Genomic DNA, 17,230 nt, shown 5'->3' with positions numbered 1-17,230 from the left:
GTACAAGACTTTTTATGGCAAATATATGGCGACGACATAGGTTATTTTCAATGACTATTAGCAATAAATTAATACAAATAACAGCCAATGTTATTTACGTTGATTTACCTTAATCAGTGACACTTACGGGCGCGTTTGGTATTTTGTATTTTAAACAACGATAGGGATTATTATGAAACGTCAGCAACTCGCTTTATTTATAGGCTTAAGTTTATCTGCTTTAAGCGCAACAACTTTAAGTACTACAGCACTTGCCAGCCAAGCAAGCGATCCTCAAACGGTATTTAGCCAAGCATACCAAAGCTATTTAGCAGCAGTTAAAGCAGACGAAAACGTACAACAAACTGCCAAACTTGCTTACACATCAGGTAAAGCCGTTTACGGTAAAAGCGACGACAATACTGCCAACTTAGCTATTAATTACGCTAAAGCAATTAAAGGCTACGGCGATGAGCTAAACGAACAGCGTTTTGCACTCTATAATGAAGCACATACTATTTTAGCTGCAAACCACGGTAAACAATCAATAGAAACAATTGATGCACTGCTCGGCCAAGCTAACTACACAACATCAGCTTACAAAGCAGCTAACTTTTTAGAACAAGTAATAGATATAGCTAAAACACAAAATAAGCCTAAATTTGTAGCCGACATGAAACTAGAAGCGGCATCACTGCTTGCTAAAAAGTTTAGCTCTAAAAAATATCGCGAAGCGAAAAACTACCTAGAAGAAGCCGACGAGTACTACCAAGAAAACTTACCAGAAAACTCACTAGAGCGCATAAAAGCCGATTTTTTAATGGCCTCATTCGCAGAAGGTCGTAAAAAATACAATCAAGCAATTGAAAGGCTAAACCGTATAGTGAATGTATTCGATAGTAACTTAAACTTTGATCACAGCGCAGAGCTAAGCGCTCACTCTAAGCTTATTGGCCTGTACGAAAAACAAGGTAAAAGCGAAGAAGCAACCAAACACTGTCTAGCAATTGCTAAAATGGTGCCATGGAAAGAATCGCAAGAGCAAACGCCACTCTATCGTGTTAACCCTAAATACCCAGTTAACAAAGCCAGATTTAGTACCGATGGTAGCGTTGTTATGGAGTTTGAGGTAGACGCAGCTGGCTTTGTAAAAAACCCAAAAGTACTTAGCTCTGAAGGGGGCAGCGCATTTGAAAAATCAGCCAAAGCAGCGCTTGAGCAATGGCGTTACGCGCCAAAGTTTGAAAATGGCAAACCCGTTAGCGCTATTTCTCAGGTACAACTCGACTTTAAAATTAATCGCCATTAAAAGCGGCTCATTAAAAAAGGCGCTTTAAGCGCCTTTTTTAATACTAACTAATACAAATCCTACGTAGTTAAAATTCGTAACTTACGCTAATACCGCCATCGGCTCTTTTTTCATTGCTGTCACTTGTTTTACCGTAGCCTACATCTAATTCCAGTCTAAAACCGGCATTGTTTAATCCATTAAAGTTATAGCTGTAAGTAAGCCCTATGCCGTTAGTTGTTTCCTCATCAAAAATACTGCCAATTGCGCAGCCTAGCGTATTAGCAAAGTCAGTTGCTATATCATTTGTTGAACTTTCACATTCTTGGTCTGTATCTCTTGCGCCAATAGCGCCCACAAGCGCGCCAAATGCATGCTTTTTATTATCGCTTACTGCTTGTTCAAAACCTGCTGAAAATCCATCATCAAGGCCTATTTTATAGTTTGCATACCAGCGTTGTTGATTCTCATTAGCCGATAAAGACACTTCTGGAATAACTAAGTAAGGATAGCCACCCCCAATCGAAAAACTAACATCGTTAGCAAAAGTAGAACAAGAAGCGATAGATAAAGTGAGTAGTAATATTTTTGTTTTCATAAAATTCCCTTTGAGTAAGCACCAAATGTACCTAGTTTAGTTCCTTTTCACAATGCAACAAAAGTCCTAACCGTGCTTTTTGTGATTTTAAAACTTCCTGTTGCGATTAAAGCCTGCTTTTCTTCCTAGCTAGAAGTTTCAGTAGTACGCTGATTTTAATATGGTTATTCTCCATACATAGGCGATAACGCAAGAGCAGTTGCCGAACCGACTAGGTTACACACCTCTCGCCGCGATTCAATACTCCTTAGATAGAACAAATTTTAATCCTGAAAGACCAATAAGCTCTAAACCACATTAACTGTATTTAATTTAAAAAAGACTTTAGTAGAGCAATAATAAATACAGATAATGCATGTAAATAATCATAATTTATGATGAAATTAGCTTAATTGATAAAAGGTAACCACGGAGCTTTCATGACTATTTTAGTAACCGGTGGCGCAGGCTATATTGGCTCGCACACTGTTTTAGAACTTTTACAGCAAGGTAATGATGTTGTTGTTATTGATAATTTGAGCAATTCATCGCAAGAATCTCTTGCTCGTGTTAAAAAAATCACAGGTAAAGATACTACCTTTTACCAAGGTGATATTCTCGATAAAGCTTTTTTAGATTCAGTGTTTGCTAAACATACTATTGATAGCGTTATACATTTTGCAGGCTTGAAATCGGTTGGTGAATCAGTGGCTAAACCAATTGAATACTACCAAAATAATGTACAAGGTACGTTAACGCTTGTTGATGCAATGCGCGAAGCTGGTGTATTTAAATTAGTATTTAGCTCATCAGCTACCGTTTATGGTGATCCGGCTAGTTTACCAATTAAAGAAGACTTCCCTGTAGGCGGTACTACTAACCCTTACGGCACATCTAAGCTGATGGTTGAAATGATGCTGCAAGATATCGCTAAATCAGACGAGCGTTTTGCGTTTGCTATTTTGCGTTACTTTAACCCTGTTGGCGCACATGAATCGGGCCTAATTGGTGAAGATCCTAACGGTATCCCAAATAATCTTTTACCGTTTATTGCACAGGTTGCTGTGGGTAAATTAAAGCAACTTGCTGTATTTGGCGATGACTACGACACAGTTGACGGTACAGGTGTGCGCGACTATATACACGTTGTAGATTTAGCAATTGGTCATTTAAAAGCGCTTGATAAAATTGCCAGCAGCACGGGGGCATTAGTTTATAATCTGGGTACTGGTAACGGGTATTCTGTACTACAAATGGTTAATGCATTTATTAAAGCCAGCGATCAGGCTGTGCCATATCAGGTTTCACCTCGCCGCCCAGGCGATATAGCCGCCTGTTATGCAGCACCAGAAAAAGCACTTAATGAACTTGGTTGGGAAGCGGTGCGTGGCATTGATGAAATGATGCAAGATACATGGCGTTGGCAGTCAAATAACCCCAACGGTTATAAAGGTTAAGTAAAAAGTAATTTATAAGCTTTGCCTGTTGCACCAGCAGGTAAAGCGCCCTTTAAACTCTATGTAAATAAATTATCTAAAACGTTATTGCACAAAAAGAAGAGAATAAAGGTAAGTGAGAAGACACCAAAGCATGAGGTTACGAGCGTTGCTCGTCACGCCAGCAAGCTGCGCGTCTACACGTAAATCAAACCACACTGTAAAACTTTGCCTGTAGGCGTAGAGCTTGCTCACGCGAAAAGCGCAGCTTTTAATATCTACAACTGATTGCTAAGCTACTCTTTATGAATAAATCATTTAAATAAATTACGAGCGTTGCTCGTCACGCCAGCAAGCTGTGCGTCTACACGTAAATCAAACCACACTGTAAAACTTTGGCTGTAGGCGTAGAGCTTGCTCACGCGAAAAGCGCAGCTTTTAATATCTACAACTGATTGCTAAGTTAGCTCGTCACGCCAGCAAGCTGCGCGTCTACACGTAAATCAAACCACACTGTAAAACTTTGCCGGTAGGCGTAGAGCTTGCTCACGCGAAAAGCGCAGATTTTAATTACTTATATCTAAATCTAACACTTAATAACAAGCATCTTCGTTATGTCTGTGCCCACTGCCTAAGCAAATTATGATAAACCCCCGTTAACTGAATAATCTCAGGGCTATCTTGTACTTTGCTGCGCAAACTTTGAATCGACATATCTAAATCAAATAATAAACCACGTTTTTCGTCGCTATTAACCATGCTTTGCAACCAAAAAAATGAGGCTAACCTTCGCCCACTTGTAACTGGCATTACACGGTGCAGGCTGGTTGATGGGTACAACACCATACTCCCAGCTGGTAATTTTACGCTGTGCGATCCATACGTATCTTCAATAACTAATTCTCCACCCTCATAATCTTCAGGCTCATTAATAAAAAGCGTCATTGATACATCTGTTCGTACTTTTACAGGCGTACCAGGAACCTGCCTAATGGCATTATCGACATGCACACCAAACGATTGTCCGCCTTGATAACAGTTAAATAATGGAGGAAATATTTTTGCAGGAAGTGCTGCCGACATAAACAAATTGCTACGAGCGAGAGCAGCCATAATAATGTCGCCAAGCTCTTGGCATTCAGGACTATTTTCAGGTAACTGTAAGTTATTTTTAGCTTTCGTTGATTGATGCCCAGCCGTAATACTACCATCTGCCCACTGTGCTTTTAGTAAAACCTCATGACAATAAGCAACTTCTTCTTTAGTTAACAACTCTGGTATTTTAACTAACATGTGCGCCCTCTCACATAATAAAAAGAAAGGGCAGAAATTTCTGCCCTTAATGATTATGTACTCTTAAAGTAAAGTTTAAAAAGAGTAACTTGCCGTTAAGCTAAACTTACGACCTTCACCAGGAACAAAGTGTCCGCCACCTAACTGGTTAACGTAATCTTTATCACCTAAGTTTTCAGCATTAAGCTGCAAGCTCAAATCTTTTGATACATCATACGCAACCATTAAATCAAAAATAGTATAGCTTGGAGCACGAGCGCGAGTAGACGATGAGCTACTGTAACGCTCACCTAAATACTGCATACCTGCACCAAATGATAATTGCTCAGATATTTCGTATGTTGTCCATATGCTCGCACTATTTTTAGGCGTACGTGGTAACTCATTACCTATTTGAATAATATCGTCACCTGATGCTTTAGTTACTTCGCTATCTTGATAAGTATACGATGCAATAATGGTCCACTCTTTGGTGATTAAACCTGTAGCTGATAACTCTAAACCCTGAACTCGTTGTTCGCCATTTAATAAATCAGCTCGTGTATCTTCTGCAAATGGATCATCGGTACGAGCATTTATTTTTTCAGTACGAAAAAGAGCTGCATTAGTTTGTAAGCGACCATCCATTAAGTTCCATTTCGTACCTAATTCATAGCTATTACTTTCTTCTGGATCTAGATCTGCTGTATTTCCGCGAGTAGATACCGTAATACCTTCGGCTGAAGGATTAAACGAATTACCCGCCCCAAAATAAATACTGCCGTTTTCTGTAGGTTTATAAACTACAGCTGCATTCCAGCTAAATAAGTCGTCACTTGTAGAAATTAAAGCACTTGGGTTCGCGTAATCGTAATGGTAATCCGTAGTAAAGCTATCAAAACGAATTCCGCCTGTAACTTCCCATTGCTTATTAAGGGTTACTGTATCAAATGCATAAATAGCTTGGTTTTTAGCTTTAGCTTCAATGCTTGTACCGTCACGACCGTACACACCCGTAAATGCAATTGTTGCATCAGGATTGTATAAGTCGTTACGGATTCCATCTTCAATTAGATTATCAGCCGTAGTTGCAACAAAGTTATGGCGTGTAAACGTTTCGTTTGCAAGTTCAATACCCACTACAACATCGTGAGTAAAACCAGCAAACTCGTAGTTACCAATTAAATCAACTTGTAATGCAGCCAATGAATTTTCTGTATCACGTGTTTTTTCATCTGCAAAGGTAATATCTGTATCGGTTGTAACTGAAAAGAAACGTGGTGCAGTTGTTACCGATTCACGCTTAACTTTACCTAAACGGACTTGTGTACGTAACGTAGTATTTTTAGAAAAATCATACTCGTGACGAGCAGTTGTTGAGTAAGCTTCTATGTCTTCATAATCACGGTAAACGTTACCATAAAAGTTATCAAAATCGACTGGTGGTGGAGCGTATTCATTGCCAACTAGTTCAGCAACTGGAGTATCACTTCTAACCCATGCAATACCGTAATCTGGTAAATTATCTTGTCGTTGGTATTCAAAATTAAGATCAAATCGACTGTTGGTTCCAAGCCCTGTAGCCAAAGCAACAGCAATTGCATTTTTTTCGTTTTCAACATAATCACGGCCAGCAACATCACCTGAATCAGACAATAAATTAACACGTAATGCGCTTGTTTCGTTTACTTGAATATTAGTATCAAGACGACCACGGTAATCGTTTTCTGTGCCTAAACGTAACGAAACATCATTAAAGTTGTCTAATTTCGCCTTTTTAGTTTCTAAATTAACACTACCGCCTGTTGCACCACGACCAGAGACTGCAGAACCAGGGCCTTTAGCTACTTCAACGGCTTCAATGTTATAAACATCGCGGGTGTATCCTGCAACATCACGAATACCATCAACAAAAATATCACTTGCGGCACTAAAACCACGAATAGACATGCTATCGCCAGTAGGAGAACCACCTTCGCCAGCCGCTAAAGAAATACCTGATACATTGCGTAATGCATCTTGTAAGCTATCTACGTTTCTATCTTTCATTACCGCTTGGTTAATTACAGTAACTGTTTTAGCCGTATCGAGTAGCGGTTGAGTATATTTATGCGATGTTGATTTTTCTACAACATAGCTAGACTCGGTTTTAGTTTGCGCTTTCGTTACCGATAACTCTTGAACATCCTGTGCACTCGCCCAAGTTGAAAGAGTGGCTGTAACAACCGCCGCAATTGGTTTTACGTAGGTATTCCCTTTATTCGATGGCTTACTCATGGTTACTCCGAGGTTTAAACTAATTAGGTACATATTGAATTTCGGCAAAATCCTACCACCGCCACAAATAAATGTAAATACCAATTGTTATCAGTTGCGTTGTTATACCCGTTGTTATATTGTATGCGCACTTAAAAATTAACAGTAATTGCTCCATGTAATTACTCGTCGTAACTTTCAGGGTCTTTGTTGAACAATGCGAAGTTTAATTAAACCAATCAGTATGGTTATCGCGCTTTGTTGCGCTATGACAGTGCAAGCCGATACCGTTAGCGAATTAGAACAACTCATCAACAAATGGCTGCAAATAGAAAATCAAAACAATAAATTAAATACTCATTGGCTTGAACAAAAAAGCAGTATGGAGCAAACATTAACGCTTTTAGATGCTGAGCAGCAGCAACTTAGCGAGCTTAATCAGCGTAGAAAAAAAAGCACCAGCGAGCTTACTCAAAAACGCGAACAGCTTGTTACTAAACAATCGGAACTTGAAAACGATCAACAACAATTAAACGAACAACTTACACGCATTTCCCAGCAATTACTTTCATTACAAGTGCAATTACCTCCGCCACTTTTAAGTAGTTGGAAAAACACAGGTGATTTAACTAACTCACAACTAAATACCACAGATAAATTGCAAACAGCACTCAAGATGCTGGGGTTATTACGTGATTTTCAGCAACGGATTTCTATACACGAAATGGCAATTCTGCACCCTGACGGCCAAGAAGTATGGGTAAAACAGCTTTACTTAGGTGCAGCCCAAGCTTGGTTTGTAAGTGAAGATTTAAGTTATGTAGGCATTGGCTTTCCAAGTGATTTAGGCTGGCAGTGGGAGTTCGATCCGAGTATTAACGCTGAGCAAGTTGCATTAGGAATAGCTGTTCAACAAAAAAAGCGCGCTGCTGACTGGGTAACACTACCTATCTTAAGTTATGCAAAAAACACACAAAAAGGGGCTAAATAATGATTTTCGCCCGCATCCTTACAATAGCTAATATTTTAGCTTTACTCTTTAGTGCAAACATCGTTTTTGCAGCAAGCAGTGATGACGCGCAACAAAGTATTTTAAGTGACATTAAAACAGCTCAACGCGCGTTGAATAAAACTCAAAATAACATTGCCAAAGAGCAAGCCGCTCTTGCTAAAAATATATTTAACAAGCAGCAATCACTGAGTAAATTACGTGAGCAGGCTGCCGTTAACCGCCGCCTTGCTGATGAAGATACTTTGAGCTTAAATCAGCTGCAAACACGCCTAGATACATGGCAACAGCAGCAACAATATCAGCTAAATTTGTTAAATCGATTTGTACGCCAAAATAGTAAAAACCAACACATTTCTAATGATCAAAACAAATTGTTGAAACAAGTAGTATCACTTATTAATGACCAAAAACAGGCACTTTATCCACAATTTAAAAAGCAATCGGTTGTGCTAAGTAATGGCGAATTAAGCCAATCGAATACCCTGCAAGTAGGCCCAGTTGCTTGGTTTAGTACACAAACCCCAAAACTAGCTGGATTACTCGATTTAGACGACAAATCTAACGCGTTAAAGGTAGCGCTAGTGCAATCTACGAGTGACGATAACCCTCTCGATAATACCTTAAAACAAAATGGCGTAGGATCTACACTCCTCACTTTTGATCCGAGTTTAACGCATTTAGTAACGAGTCAGTCTCAACAAGAAAGTCCGCTGGAGCATTTAGAAAAAGGCGGTTTATGGGCTATTCCTATTATTTTATTTGCCTGCTTTGCACTAACTATCGCATTACTGAAAGCAGCTCAGTTACTGCGTTTAAATAAAATAAAAATGCACTCGCAATTGCAATTACAGAAATTGTTTATAAGTAAAAATAGCAGCGAATTTAATGGCATGCAGCAACAGCTATTTAACCTAACCTTGCAAAGCGAAAAAGGCCAAGTACGAGATGATCAGTTATTTAACCAACTTATCCACGATAAACACAAGCTCGATAACTTTATTGGTGCAATAGCCGTTACTGCAGCAGTAGCACCACTACTTGGCTTACTGGGTACTGTAAGCGGTATGATCGAAACATTCAAAATGATGACCTTGTTCGGATCAGGCGATCCTGAGGTCGTATCAGGTGGCATTGCACAAGCACTCATAACCACAGAACTTGGTTTAGTCGTTGCTATACCAGCTCTGGTACTAAACGCCTTGTTATCGCGTAAAGCTAAAGCCTATTACAGCCAATTAGAAGGCTTTGCATTACAGCTAAGTCAGCTAGATGAAGGAAAAAACAATGTTTGATCAAATCATTAGTAACCCTATTTGTTGGTGCATTATTTTACTGGCTTTATTTGTGTATCAATTGATTTTTCATGACTTACTACATCTGAAACATTATCAAACACAACGCAAAGGTTATTGGCAAGAAGTAAGCTCTATTTTAACTGCGGCTTTGCCACTACTTGGTTTACTAGGCACAATTGTTGGCTTACTCGATACCTTTAAAGTTATGGCTCAGGGTCATAATGAGTTAATGAGTGATGCAATTGGCCATGCATTACTAACCACTCAACTTGGTCTGGTGTGCGCTATTCCTGCTTGGTTAATGCAAGCCTATTTAGCATATTCGCAGCGCAACCCTAAATTACATGCACTAAGTAAACAATTAGGGTAATAAGCATGCAATCACGTTTAAAACATCGCTTAGAACAAGAATCTGGCCAACATATTGATATGTCGCCGCTACTTGATGTGGTATTTATATTGTTAATATTTTTTATTGTGACTACGGTATTCGTACGCGAGAGTGGCGTTGAGGTTGATAAACCACAAGCCGTATCGGCCAGCCGTCTAGAACAACAAGTTATATTTTTAGCCATAACAGACACCCAACAAGTATTTTTTGATGGCAGCCAAATTGGTGTTGCTGGCGTGCGCAGCAGCGTTGAACAAATGCTAAAGCAACAACAGCGCCCTGTGGTTATTCAAGCCGATAAAACAGTACCTACCGAGTTGCTTGTTCAAGTGATTGACGAGGCAAAGCTTGCCGGTGCTGCACAAGTTAATTTAGCGACCAAACAATAATATGTACGCGATTACGCCGGCCCAAAAATCACGAAATATTCGTCATCCATTGTTTGCATTTGCGCTAAGCCTAATAGTACTTACTGCTGCATTGTTACTTTTATGGCTCGCTCAACTAGCTGAACATATAGTGCAAGATAAAGTTATTGTACGCGAGGTAGCTATGGTGGCATTACCGCCACCACCTCCGCCTTCAATACAACAGCAACAAGCAAATGAGCCTGCGCAAAGCTTAATGGTGGAAGGCGCTGGCGCTTCTATTCAAGCAGTTAAAATTAAAATAAAGAGTAAACTAAAAATTGTAAGACCCGATACGCCAAGTGTAAAAGTAAGTACGCCACAATGGCAATCGGTCAATGTAAATTGGGATGCACTTAGCCTAAACCAGCTCGACGGCCTACCCACTTTACTCACACCAGTAAAAGCATTACTCCCAAAAAGCTTAACTCGCCAAGGTATTGATACATTTACCGTAAAGCTCGATGTACTAATTGATGAGGGTGGCAATGTAAGTTTGATTGAAGTGGTGCAAAATCCATATCCGTCGCTTAAACCTGCAATCGATAAAATAATTAAACAGAGTCGCTTTAGCGCGCCTAAAAAAGAAGGCGAAGTCGTACGCGCTCGCTTTATTTGGCCCATTGAATTTAAACCTTAAGCTTTAAGCCTTATTAAAATGAAAAATATGAATGTAATTAAAACGCTGAAACCTTTCACTCACGCATTACTAACAACTTTAATGTGCTCATTGCCTTTATTAGCTGTTGGTAATGTGAATGCAAACACAGTTAGTCCTCCACTGAAAGTAATTTTATCTCCTAGCGATCCAACATGGCAATTGGCCATAAATAATAAATTACTTAGTCCTACTGAAATGCTTATTGAACCGACTGAACGTGGCTTTGCACGCCAAGTGCAACCATTACTACAAGCAGGTAATTATAACGAAGTAGCCGCGCTATTTAAAAACCGCGACCTCACGCAAGATAGCACCGCACTCAATTTATTGCGTGCTCAGGTTTTACTCACCTTAAAAGAGTTCGATAACGCCGAAAATGCATATTTAGCATGTTTAAAAGCCGCACCTAACTTAGTAAAAGCACACCAAGGCTTGAGTCTTTTATACATGCAACAAGCAAATTACAACAAGGCACAAACACACCTAGTACACAGTATTGAACAGGGCCAAGCAGATGCACAAAGTTATGCGCAACTTGCTTATATTCATGTACAACACAGCCAGCCTTGGAGCGCAGTAGCCGCTTATCGTCAAGCACTGATGCTTGCCCCTGAAACGCCTCAGTACCAACAAGGGCTATTGTTTGCCTTAATTGAATCGGGCGATTTAAATCAAGCAAATGCATTATTAAAAGAGTTACTTAATAAAACACCTGATAATGCTCAATTGTGGTTACAACGTGCACAAATAGCACTGCAATTAGAGCAAAATAAAAAAGCACTTGCCGCCATTGAAGTGGCCTTAAAACTCAACCCTAAAGATACCAGTAACCAGCTTTTAGCAGCCCAGCTGCATTTAAGTGAAGGCAGCACTGAACGCGCTGTTAGTTTATTAAAGCAAGGTTTAAAACACGCCACTAAACAGCAGCAAGTTGAGGTTATTAATACCACGATGCAAACGCTAGCTTGGCTTGTATCTCAACAAAAATGGGATTTAGCTAAAGAGCTAATAGGCAGCGCAAAAAGATTAACTAAGCAGCTACCCCGTGATGAACAAGCGCAGTTTTCTGTATACAGCGCACAAATTGCTATGCAACAAGGTAATACTAAGCGCGCACTTAAAAGTTTAAACAACGCACTTAAAATAAACCCGAATTTAGGTGATGCTTTACTTAGTTTAGCAAGTATATATCGCAGTAAAGGCCAACTCACCCAAGCTAAATTTATGTATGTTCGTGCACAGGCACTTCCTGATTACCAACTATCGGCATGGCTTGGATTATCGCAAATAGCAATTGATTCTAAAGACTACTCTAGTGCGCTGAAGCATCTTAGAAAAGCATTGCAAGCTAACCCGCAACGCCAGGATTTAATTACCAATATTCGTGCACTTGAAAATATTGTGCGCCAAGAAGGGTAAGTTTATAGCTTTAACGTGAGCAAGCCAGGCGTCTACATTTCCAGCCATTGAGTTTCCCTGTAGACGCACAACTTGCTGGCGTGTAAAAACGCCGTTTTTAAAATAGCTTTATAACTAGAAGCTATGCTTCTCGAGTGAGCAAGCTCTACGTCTACAGATAAAATTTAGCGCTGTGGTTAAACTCACTTGTAGACGCACAGCTTGCTGGCGTGTAAAAACGCAGTTTTTATAAAATAGCTTAATAACTAGAAGCTATGCTTCTCGCGTGAGCAAGCTCTACGTCTACAAATAAAATTTAACGCTGTGGTTAAACTCACTTGTAGCCACACAGCTTGCTGGCGTGTAAAAACGCAGTTTTTAAAATAGCTTTATAACTAGAAGCTCACGCTTCTCACGTGAGCAAGCTCTACGTCTACAAATAAAATTTAACGCTGTGGTTAAACTCACTTGTAGACGCACAGCTTGCTGGCGTGTAAAAACGCAGTTTTTAAAATAGCTTTATAACTAGAAGCTATGCTTCTCACGTGAGCAAGCTCTACGTCTACAGATAAAATTTAGCGCTGTGGTTAAACTCACTTGTAGACGCACAGCTTGCTGGCGTGTAAAAACGCAGTTTTTAGAATTGCTTAATAATTAGAAGCTATGCTTCTCGCGTGAGCAAGCTCTACGCCTACTATATATCAAACCAAAGCGTTACCAATTTTGCATTTCGACTATGCGTGATTGTGTGCGTGCATATTCAAAGCGCAATTTTTTACCTTTATACAAATGTTCAATGTCGGTTTGCGCATTTATTACCAGCAATTTATGGCAATCGTAAAATTCATCTACTAAGGCAATAAAGCGACGCGCTTCGTCGTCAAATGTGTGCTCATCAAGTGTTTGTTTTTCGCGCTGATAACTATCTTCTATACCGTGAACTATAACTTTACCCGTCGCCTTAACACCCATTTGTGGCACATTCGATACATATAACACATCAAATTGCGTTGCTAAATACATATAATCGTTAGCACTACGCGGGCCGGAGCATAGCGCCATAAAATCAATCATTAAGGCATTATCGGCTTTTAATAAATAAGGTAAATCACGGCCATGCACGCTAATTGTATTGCTGTATGTTGCAGCAGGATAAGAAACTAAAAACTCATTTTGAAAATCATGTTTAGGTAAATTAATAAAATAGTGCCGGCTGTTTTTACCATATCTAAAGCGGTGATCGTCCTCCCCTGCCACGTTAATTATATGGCAATGGTTATTAATTAAATCGATAGTAGGTAAAAATCGCACTCGTTGTAGGCCGTTGTAATAAAGCTGCTCTGGCTTTGCGTTCGATGTGGCCACCAGCACAACACCTTGTTCAAACAACGCATTGAACAATCTGGCCATAATCATGGCATCGCCGATGTCGCTCACAAAGAACTCGTCAAAACACAGTAAACGGATGTTTTTAGCCCACTGTTTTGCAATTAAGATTAATGGATTTTTTTGGCCTTGTAGCTGCGAAAGTTGGGCATGCACTTGTGCTATAAAATGATGAAAATGCAGCCGCTGCTTTTGCTCAATCGGTAGGTTTTTATAAAATAAATCCATCAGCATAGATTTACCGCGCCCTACTGGTCCATATAAATAAACACCTTTTGTTAAGGGCGCTTTTTGCCACCATAATGTGTGAACTTGAAGTTGCTCGCCTAACGTATTTAAAGCTTCCACCGCATTTTGCTGCGCAGCATCAAAACACAATTCACCCGTGTCTATTTTTGCTTGGTAAAGGCTTAATATTTGTGTGCTGTGCACTGTCATGGTATTTCACTATCGGCTATAATCGCGCCCATTGTAGCCGACTAAAAATGTGAACCAAAATGAAATTCCCTTGCCGCTTAGATAAATTTATTAGCCACTTAGCTGAAATGCCACGCACTCAAGCCCGCGCTAGTATTAAGCGAAAAGAAGTAAGCGTTAATGGCGAAATAATTACCTCACATAACTTTCAGCTATCTCAGCAAGATAAAATACTGCACCAAGGTATTCCTTTGGTATTTTTAGGTAAGCGCTATTACATGCTAAATAAACCAGTCGGTTATGTTTGCGCTAATAGTGACGAGCTACACAAAACCGTTTTTGACTTACTTGATGAGCCAAATATGAGCGACTTTCACGTGGCAGGCCGCCTTGATATAGATACCACAGGATTAGTTATTATTACCAATGATGGCGATTGGTCACATAAAATCACGTCACCTAAAAGTAATAAATTTAAAACCTACTTAGTCGAAACTCAAGAGCCTATAACCGACGAAGCGCTTGAGCAATTACGGACAGGTGTCATGCTGCATAACGAAAAAGATTTAACCCGCCCAGCGATTACCGAACGACTTGCTAATTACGGACTGCGTTTATCAATAAGTGAAGGTAAGTATCATCAAGTTAAGCGTATGCTTTACGCAGTAGATAACAAAGTGGTTGAATTGCACCGTGAAAAAATTGCAGGTATTAAATTAGATGAAAACTTAGCAAGTGGTAAGTATAGATTGCTAACAGCTGATGAGATTAAGGTATAAAACCTCACCTACATTATGTGCAACCCTGTAGGTGCGAATTTACTTCGCGCTCATGTAACGTGGCTTGGGTGTTTAAAAAGCGAGGTGTAAAACCTCACCTACAATATGTAAAACCCTGTAGGTGCGAATTTACTTCGCGCTCATGTAACGTGGCTTGGGTGTTTAAAAAGCGAGGTATAAAACCTCACCTACAATATGTGCAACCCTGTAGGTGCGAATTTACTTCGCGCTCATGTAACGTGGCTTGGGTGTTTAAAAAGCGAGGTATAAAACCTCACCTACAATATGTGCAACCCTGTAGGTGCGAATTTACTTCGCGCTCATGTAACGTGGCTTGGGTGTTTAAAAAGCGAGGTATAAAACCTCACCTACAATATGTGCAACCCTGTAGGTGCGAATTTACTTCGCGCTCATGTAACGTGGCTTGGGTGTTTAAAAAGCGAGGTGTAAAACCTCACCTACAATATGTAAAACCCTGTAGGTGCGAATTTACTTCGCGCTTTTATAGTTAATATTTAAATTACGATTTTATCTGTACTAAATCAAAGTCAGCAATGCCTGGTACAATTGCCTGCAGGCGAGACTCAGTAACATCGAGCGCGTTCAAGCATTCGCAATATTCTGAAGCTTTTAGCTCAAGTTGATGTGCTTTTTTTTGCAATGATTTATCAATTTCTTTTGAAATGATATCCATCCGTTGTCCCATATCGTTAATACGATCTTCTATATTACCTTCTCGGGACTTAAACGCATCACCTAAATTAACACCATCGGTGGCTAAATTAACTAGTTCAGGGACTGTATGGCGAATACCATTACTAAACTGCTCGAGCACTTTACTTTCGTCATCACTTAAATCAACCCAATAACCGCGAATAAACAGTTGGTTATTGTTGTTAATTTGCACACGTGTTTGGCCTTTATCAACAATTCGAATTACATCGTCGGTGATGATTAACCCATGCCTGAGTTCTACATCACATTGCTTTTGAGCAAATACACTGGTGCTTGAAAGTGCTATGGACAACGCCAATATCGAACGAGATAGAAACGCCATAAACACCTCAAAAAGACTAAAATGGAAGGCGAGTAGGTTAACAAAAAACCAACTTTATGCAAGTAAAAGAACATGCACAATACAAACACTACACAGCTAATTAAGCGAGGTGTAAAACCTCACCTACAATATGTAAAACCCTGTAGGTGCGAATTTACTTCGCGCTCATGTAAAGTGGCTTGGGTGTTTAAAAAGCGAGGTATAAACCTCACCTACAATATGCGCAGCTCTGTAGGTGCGAATTTACTTCGCGCTTTTATAGTTAATATTTAAATTACGATTTTATCTGTACTAAATCAAAGTCAGCCATGCCTGGTACAATTGCCTGCAGGCGAGACTCAGTAACATCGAGCGCGTTCAAGCATTCGCAATATTCTGAAGCTTTTAGCTCAAGTTGATGTGCTTTTTTTTGCAATGATTTATCAATTTCTTTTGAAATGATATCCATCCGTTGTCCCATATCGTTAATACGATCTTCTATATTACCTTCTCGGGACTTAAACGCATCACCTAGTGACACTAAAATGGCACCGAGAGACCCATGAACTGCGGAATGAATTTTTTGGCTGATCTCTTTAGTAAAAAAATCATCTATTTGAGAAAGTGATTGTGGGGCTATAAAAAAGAAATCATCGCCACGCTTAAATTTATCCATTAGCGCACGCTCTACATATTGCAGTTGGGTTTTAAGCACCTCAGGCTCTTTATCTGACATACCTTCAACCACGTGCTCAATAGCACTTAAACCTAAATTAACACCATCGGTGGCTAAATTAACTAGTTCAGGGACTGTATGGCGAATACCATTACTAAACTGCTCGAGCACTTTACTTTCGTCATCACTTAAATCAACCCAATAACCGCGAATAAACAGTTGGTTATTGTTGTTAATTTGCACACGTGTTTGGCCTTTATCAACAATTCGAATTACATCGTCGGTGATGATTAACCCATGCCTGAGTTCTACATCACATTGCTTTTGAGCAAATACACTGGTGCTTGAAAGTGCTATGGACAACGCCAATATCGAACGAGATAGAAACGCCATAAACACCTCAAAAAGACTAAAATGGAAGGCGAGTAGGTTAACAAAAAACCAACTTTATGCAAGTAAAAGAACATGCACAATACACAGCTAATTAAGCGAGGTGTAAAACCTCACCTACGATATATTCAACCCTGTAGGTACGAATTTACTTCGCGCTCATGTAACGTGGCTTTGGTGTTTAAAAGCGAGGTGTAAAACCTCACCTACAATATGTGTAACCCTGTAGGTGCGAATTTACGTCCGCTCATGTAACGTGGCTTGGGTGTTTAAAAAGCGAGGTGTAAAACCTCACCTACAATAAGTATAACCCTGTAGGTGCGAATTTACTCCGCGCTCATGTAACGTGGCTTGGGTGTTTAAAAAGCAAGGTGTAAAACCTCACCTACAATATATACAACCCTGTAGGTGCGGATTTACGTCCGCTCATGTAACGTGGCTTTGGTGCTAAAAAGCGAGGTGTAAACCTCACCTACAATATGTAAAACCCTGTAGGTGCGAATTTACGTCCGCTCATGTAACGTGGCTTGGGTGTTTAAAAAGCGAGGTATAAACCTCACCTACAATATGTGTA

15 protein-coding genes are annotated in these 17,230 nt (G+C 39.8%); 9 read left to right on the top strand and 6 right to left on the bottom strand.

Going from position 1 to position 17,230, the window contains the following annotated elements; genetic code table 11:
• Positions 1-172: 172 nt before the first annotated feature.
• Positions 173-1,288 (top strand): energy transducer TonB, encoded by a 1,116-nt coding sequence (locus AOR04_RS02795; protein WP_096792481.1) that lies wholly within the window; start codon positions 173-175, stop codon positions 1,286-1,288.
• A gap of 67 nt (positions 1,289-1,355) precedes the next feature.
• Here the strand turns inward: AOR04_RS02795 and AOR04_RS02790 are convergent, their stop codons facing one another.
• A complete protein-coding gene (locus AOR04_RS02790; RefSeq protein ID WP_096792480.1) occupies positions 1,356-1,865 on the bottom strand; it encodes a hypothetical protein in 510 nt (169 codons plus the stop codon).
• A gap of 419 nt (positions 1,866-2,284) precedes the next feature.
• On the opposite strand from AOR04_RS02790, the gene galE reads away from it, so the two are divergent.
• Positions 2,285-3,301: a UDP-glucose 4-epimerase GalE gene (gene galE / locus AOR04_RS02785; RefSeq protein WP_096792479.1), complete on the top strand. Its 1,017-nt coding sequence runs from the start codon at positions 2,285-2,287 to the stop codon at positions 3,299-3,301.
• 591 nt (positions 3,302-3,892) lie between these two features.
• Here galE and AOR04_RS02780 read toward each other — a convergent pair.
• Together AOR04_RS02780 and AOR04_RS02775 are read right to left on the bottom strand one after the other, a co-directional pair.
• Positions 3,893-4,573 (bottom strand): Fe2+-dependent dioxygenase, encoded by a 681-nt coding sequence (locus tag AOR04_RS02780; protein WP_096792478.1) that lies wholly within the window; start codon positions 4,571-4,573, stop codon positions 3,893-3,895.
• Positions 4,574-4,648: 75 nt separating this feature from the next.
• On the bottom strand, positions 4,649-6,829 hold the full coding sequence (locus tag AOR04_RS02775; RefSeq protein WP_096792477.1) for a TonB-dependent receptor: 2,181 nt from the start codon (positions 6,827-6,829) through the stop codon (positions 4,649-4,651).
• 196 nt (positions 6,830-7,025) lie between these two features.
• Here AOR04_RS02775 and AOR04_RS02770 point away from each other — a divergent pair, with 196 nt between their 5' ends.
• From AOR04_RS02770 to AOR04_RS02745, 6 genes are read left to right on the top strand one after another with little or no spacing between them, the layout of a single operon-like run.
• Positions 7,026-7,799 carry a DUF3450 family protein gene (locus AOR04_RS02770; protein WP_033031921.1) on the top strand — a complete coding sequence of 258 codons (774 nt, stop codon included), beginning with the start codon at positions 7,026-7,028 and terminating at the stop codon, positions 7,797-7,799.
• Entirely contained in the window at positions 7,799-9,112 is a 1,314-nt protein-coding gene (locus AOR04_RS02765) for a MotA/TolQ/ExbB proton channel family protein (RefSeq protein ID WP_096792476.1), read from the top strand. Before AOR04_RS02770 ends, AOR04_RS02765 begins: the two co-directional genes overlap by 1 nt.
• Positions 9,105-9,485: a MotA/TolQ/ExbB proton channel family protein gene (locus AOR04_RS02760; protein ID WP_007378976.1), complete on the top strand. Its 381-nt coding sequence runs from the start codon at positions 9,105-9,107 to the stop codon at positions 9,483-9,485. The genes AOR04_RS02765 and AOR04_RS02760 overlap by 8 nt, the downstream gene beginning before the upstream one ends.
• Before the next feature lie 5 nt (positions 9,486-9,490).
• A complete protein-coding gene (locus AOR04_RS02755) occupies positions 9,491-9,895 on the top strand; it encodes an ExbD/TolR family protein (RefSeq protein WP_007378977.1) in 405 nt (134 codons plus the stop codon).
• Between the two features lies 1 nt (position 9,896).
• The gene (locus tag AOR04_RS02750; RefSeq protein ID WP_008134675.1) at positions 9,897-10,553 is read left to right on the top strand and encodes an energy transducer TonB; all 657 of its coding nucleotides are present in this window, start codon (positions 9,897-9,899) and stop codon (positions 10,551-10,553) included.
• Between the two features lie 27 nt (positions 10,554-10,580).
• Positions 10,581-11,993 carry a tetratricopeptide repeat protein gene (locus tag AOR04_RS02745; RefSeq protein WP_096794070.1) on the top strand — a complete coding sequence of 471 codons (1,413 nt, stop codon included), beginning with the start codon at positions 10,581-10,583 and terminating at the stop codon, positions 11,991-11,993.
• 693 nt (positions 11,994-12,686) lie between these two features.
• Here the strand turns inward: AOR04_RS02745 and zapE are convergent.
• Entirely contained in the window at positions 12,687-13,796 is a 1,110-nt protein-coding gene (gene zapE / locus AOR04_RS02740; RefSeq protein ID WP_096792475.1) for a cell division protein ZapE, read from the bottom strand.
• Between the two features lie 59 nt (positions 13,797-13,855).
• On the opposite strand from zapE, the gene rsuA reads away from it, so the two are divergent.
• On the top strand, positions 13,856-14,554 hold the full coding sequence (rsuA, locus tag AOR04_RS02735; protein ID WP_096792474.1) for a 16S rRNA pseudouridine(516) synthase RsuA: 699 nt from the start codon (positions 13,856-13,858) through the stop codon (positions 14,552-14,554).
• A 520-nt stretch (positions 14,555-15,074) separates the two neighbouring features.
• Here the strand turns inward: rsuA and AOR04_RS02730 are convergent.
• Positions 15,075-15,611: a DUF2884 family protein gene (locus AOR04_RS02730; RefSeq protein ID WP_096792473.1), complete on the bottom strand. Its 537-nt coding sequence runs from the start codon at positions 15,609-15,611 to the stop codon at positions 15,075-15,077.
• 274 nt (positions 15,612-15,885) lie between these two features.
• The gene (locus AOR04_RS02720; protein ID WP_007376785.1) at positions 15,886-16,659 is read right to left on the bottom strand and encodes a YggN family protein; all 774 of its coding nucleotides are present in this window, start codon (positions 16,657-16,659) and stop codon (positions 15,886-15,888) included.
• Positions 16,660-17,230: the final 571 nt, after the last annotated feature.

Source organism: Pseudoalteromonas sp. 1_2015MBL_MicDiv, from assembly GCF_002407505.1.
Taxonomy (GTDB): domain Bacteria; phylum Pseudomonadota; class Gammaproteobacteria; order Enterobacterales; family Alteromonadaceae; genus Pseudoalteromonas; species Pseudoalteromonas fuliginea.
This window is presented reverse-complemented; position numbering and strand designations above follow the sequence as displayed.

What these genes read in the sequence shown, in the direction of transcription:
- AOR04_RS02745 (WP_096794070.1), top strand. Translation starts at nt 10,581, where the DNA reads ATGAATGTAATTAAAACGCTGAAACCTTTCACTCACGCATTACTAACA.
- galE (WP_096792479.1), top strand. Translation starts at nt 2,285, where the DNA reads ATGACTATTTTAGTAACCGGTGGCGCAGGCTATATTGGCTCGCACACT.
- AOR04_RS02770 (WP_033031921.1), top strand. Translation starts at nt 7,026, where the DNA reads ATGCGAAGTTTAATTAAACCAATCAGTATGGTTATCGCGCTTTGTTGC.
- AOR04_RS02750 (WP_008134675.1), top strand. Translation starts at nt 9,897, where the DNA reads ATGTACGCGATTACGCCGGCCCAAAAATCACGAAATATTCGTCATCCA.
- zapE (WP_096792475.1), bottom strand. Translation starts at nt 13,796, where the DNA reads ATGACAGTGCACAGCACACAAATATTAAGCCTTTACCAAGCAAAAATA.
- AOR04_RS02795 (WP_096792481.1), top strand. Translation starts at nt 173, where the DNA reads ATGAAACGTCAGCAACTCGCTTTATTTATAGGCTTAAGTTTATCTGCT.
- AOR04_RS02730 (WP_096792473.1), bottom strand. Translation starts at nt 15,611, where the DNA reads ATGGCGTTTCTATCTCGTTCGATATTGGCGTTGTCCATAGCACTTTCA.
- AOR04_RS02755 (WP_007378977.1), top strand. Translation starts at nt 9,491, where the DNA reads ATGCAATCACGTTTAAAACATCGCTTAGAACAAGAATCTGGCCAACAT.
- AOR04_RS02775 (WP_096792477.1), bottom strand. Translation starts at nt 6,829, where the DNA reads ATGAGTAAGCCATCGAATAAAGGGAATACCTACGTAAAACCAATTGCG.
- AOR04_RS02720 (WP_007376785.1), bottom strand. Translation starts at nt 16,659, where the DNA reads ATGGCGTTTCTATCTCGTTCGATATTGGCGTTGTCCATAGCACTTTCA.
- AOR04_RS02780 (WP_096792478.1), bottom strand. Translation starts at nt 4,573, where the DNA reads ATGTTAGTTAAAATACCAGAGTTGTTAACTAAAGAAGAAGTTGCTTAT.
- rsuA (WP_096792474.1), top strand. Translation starts at nt 13,856, where the DNA reads ATGAAATTCCCTTGCCGCTTAGATAAATTTATTAGCCACTTAGCTGAA.
- AOR04_RS02760 (WP_007378976.1), top strand. Translation starts at nt 9,105, where the DNA reads ATGTTTGATCAAATCATTAGTAACCCTATTTGTTGGTGCATTATTTTA.
- AOR04_RS02790 (WP_096792480.1), bottom strand. Translation starts at nt 1,865, where the DNA reads ATGAAAACAAAAATATTACTACTCACTTTATCTATCGCTTCTTGTTCT.
- AOR04_RS02765 (WP_096792476.1), top strand. Translation starts at nt 7,799, where the DNA reads ATGATTTTCGCCCGCATCCTTACAATAGCTAATATTTTAGCTTTACTC.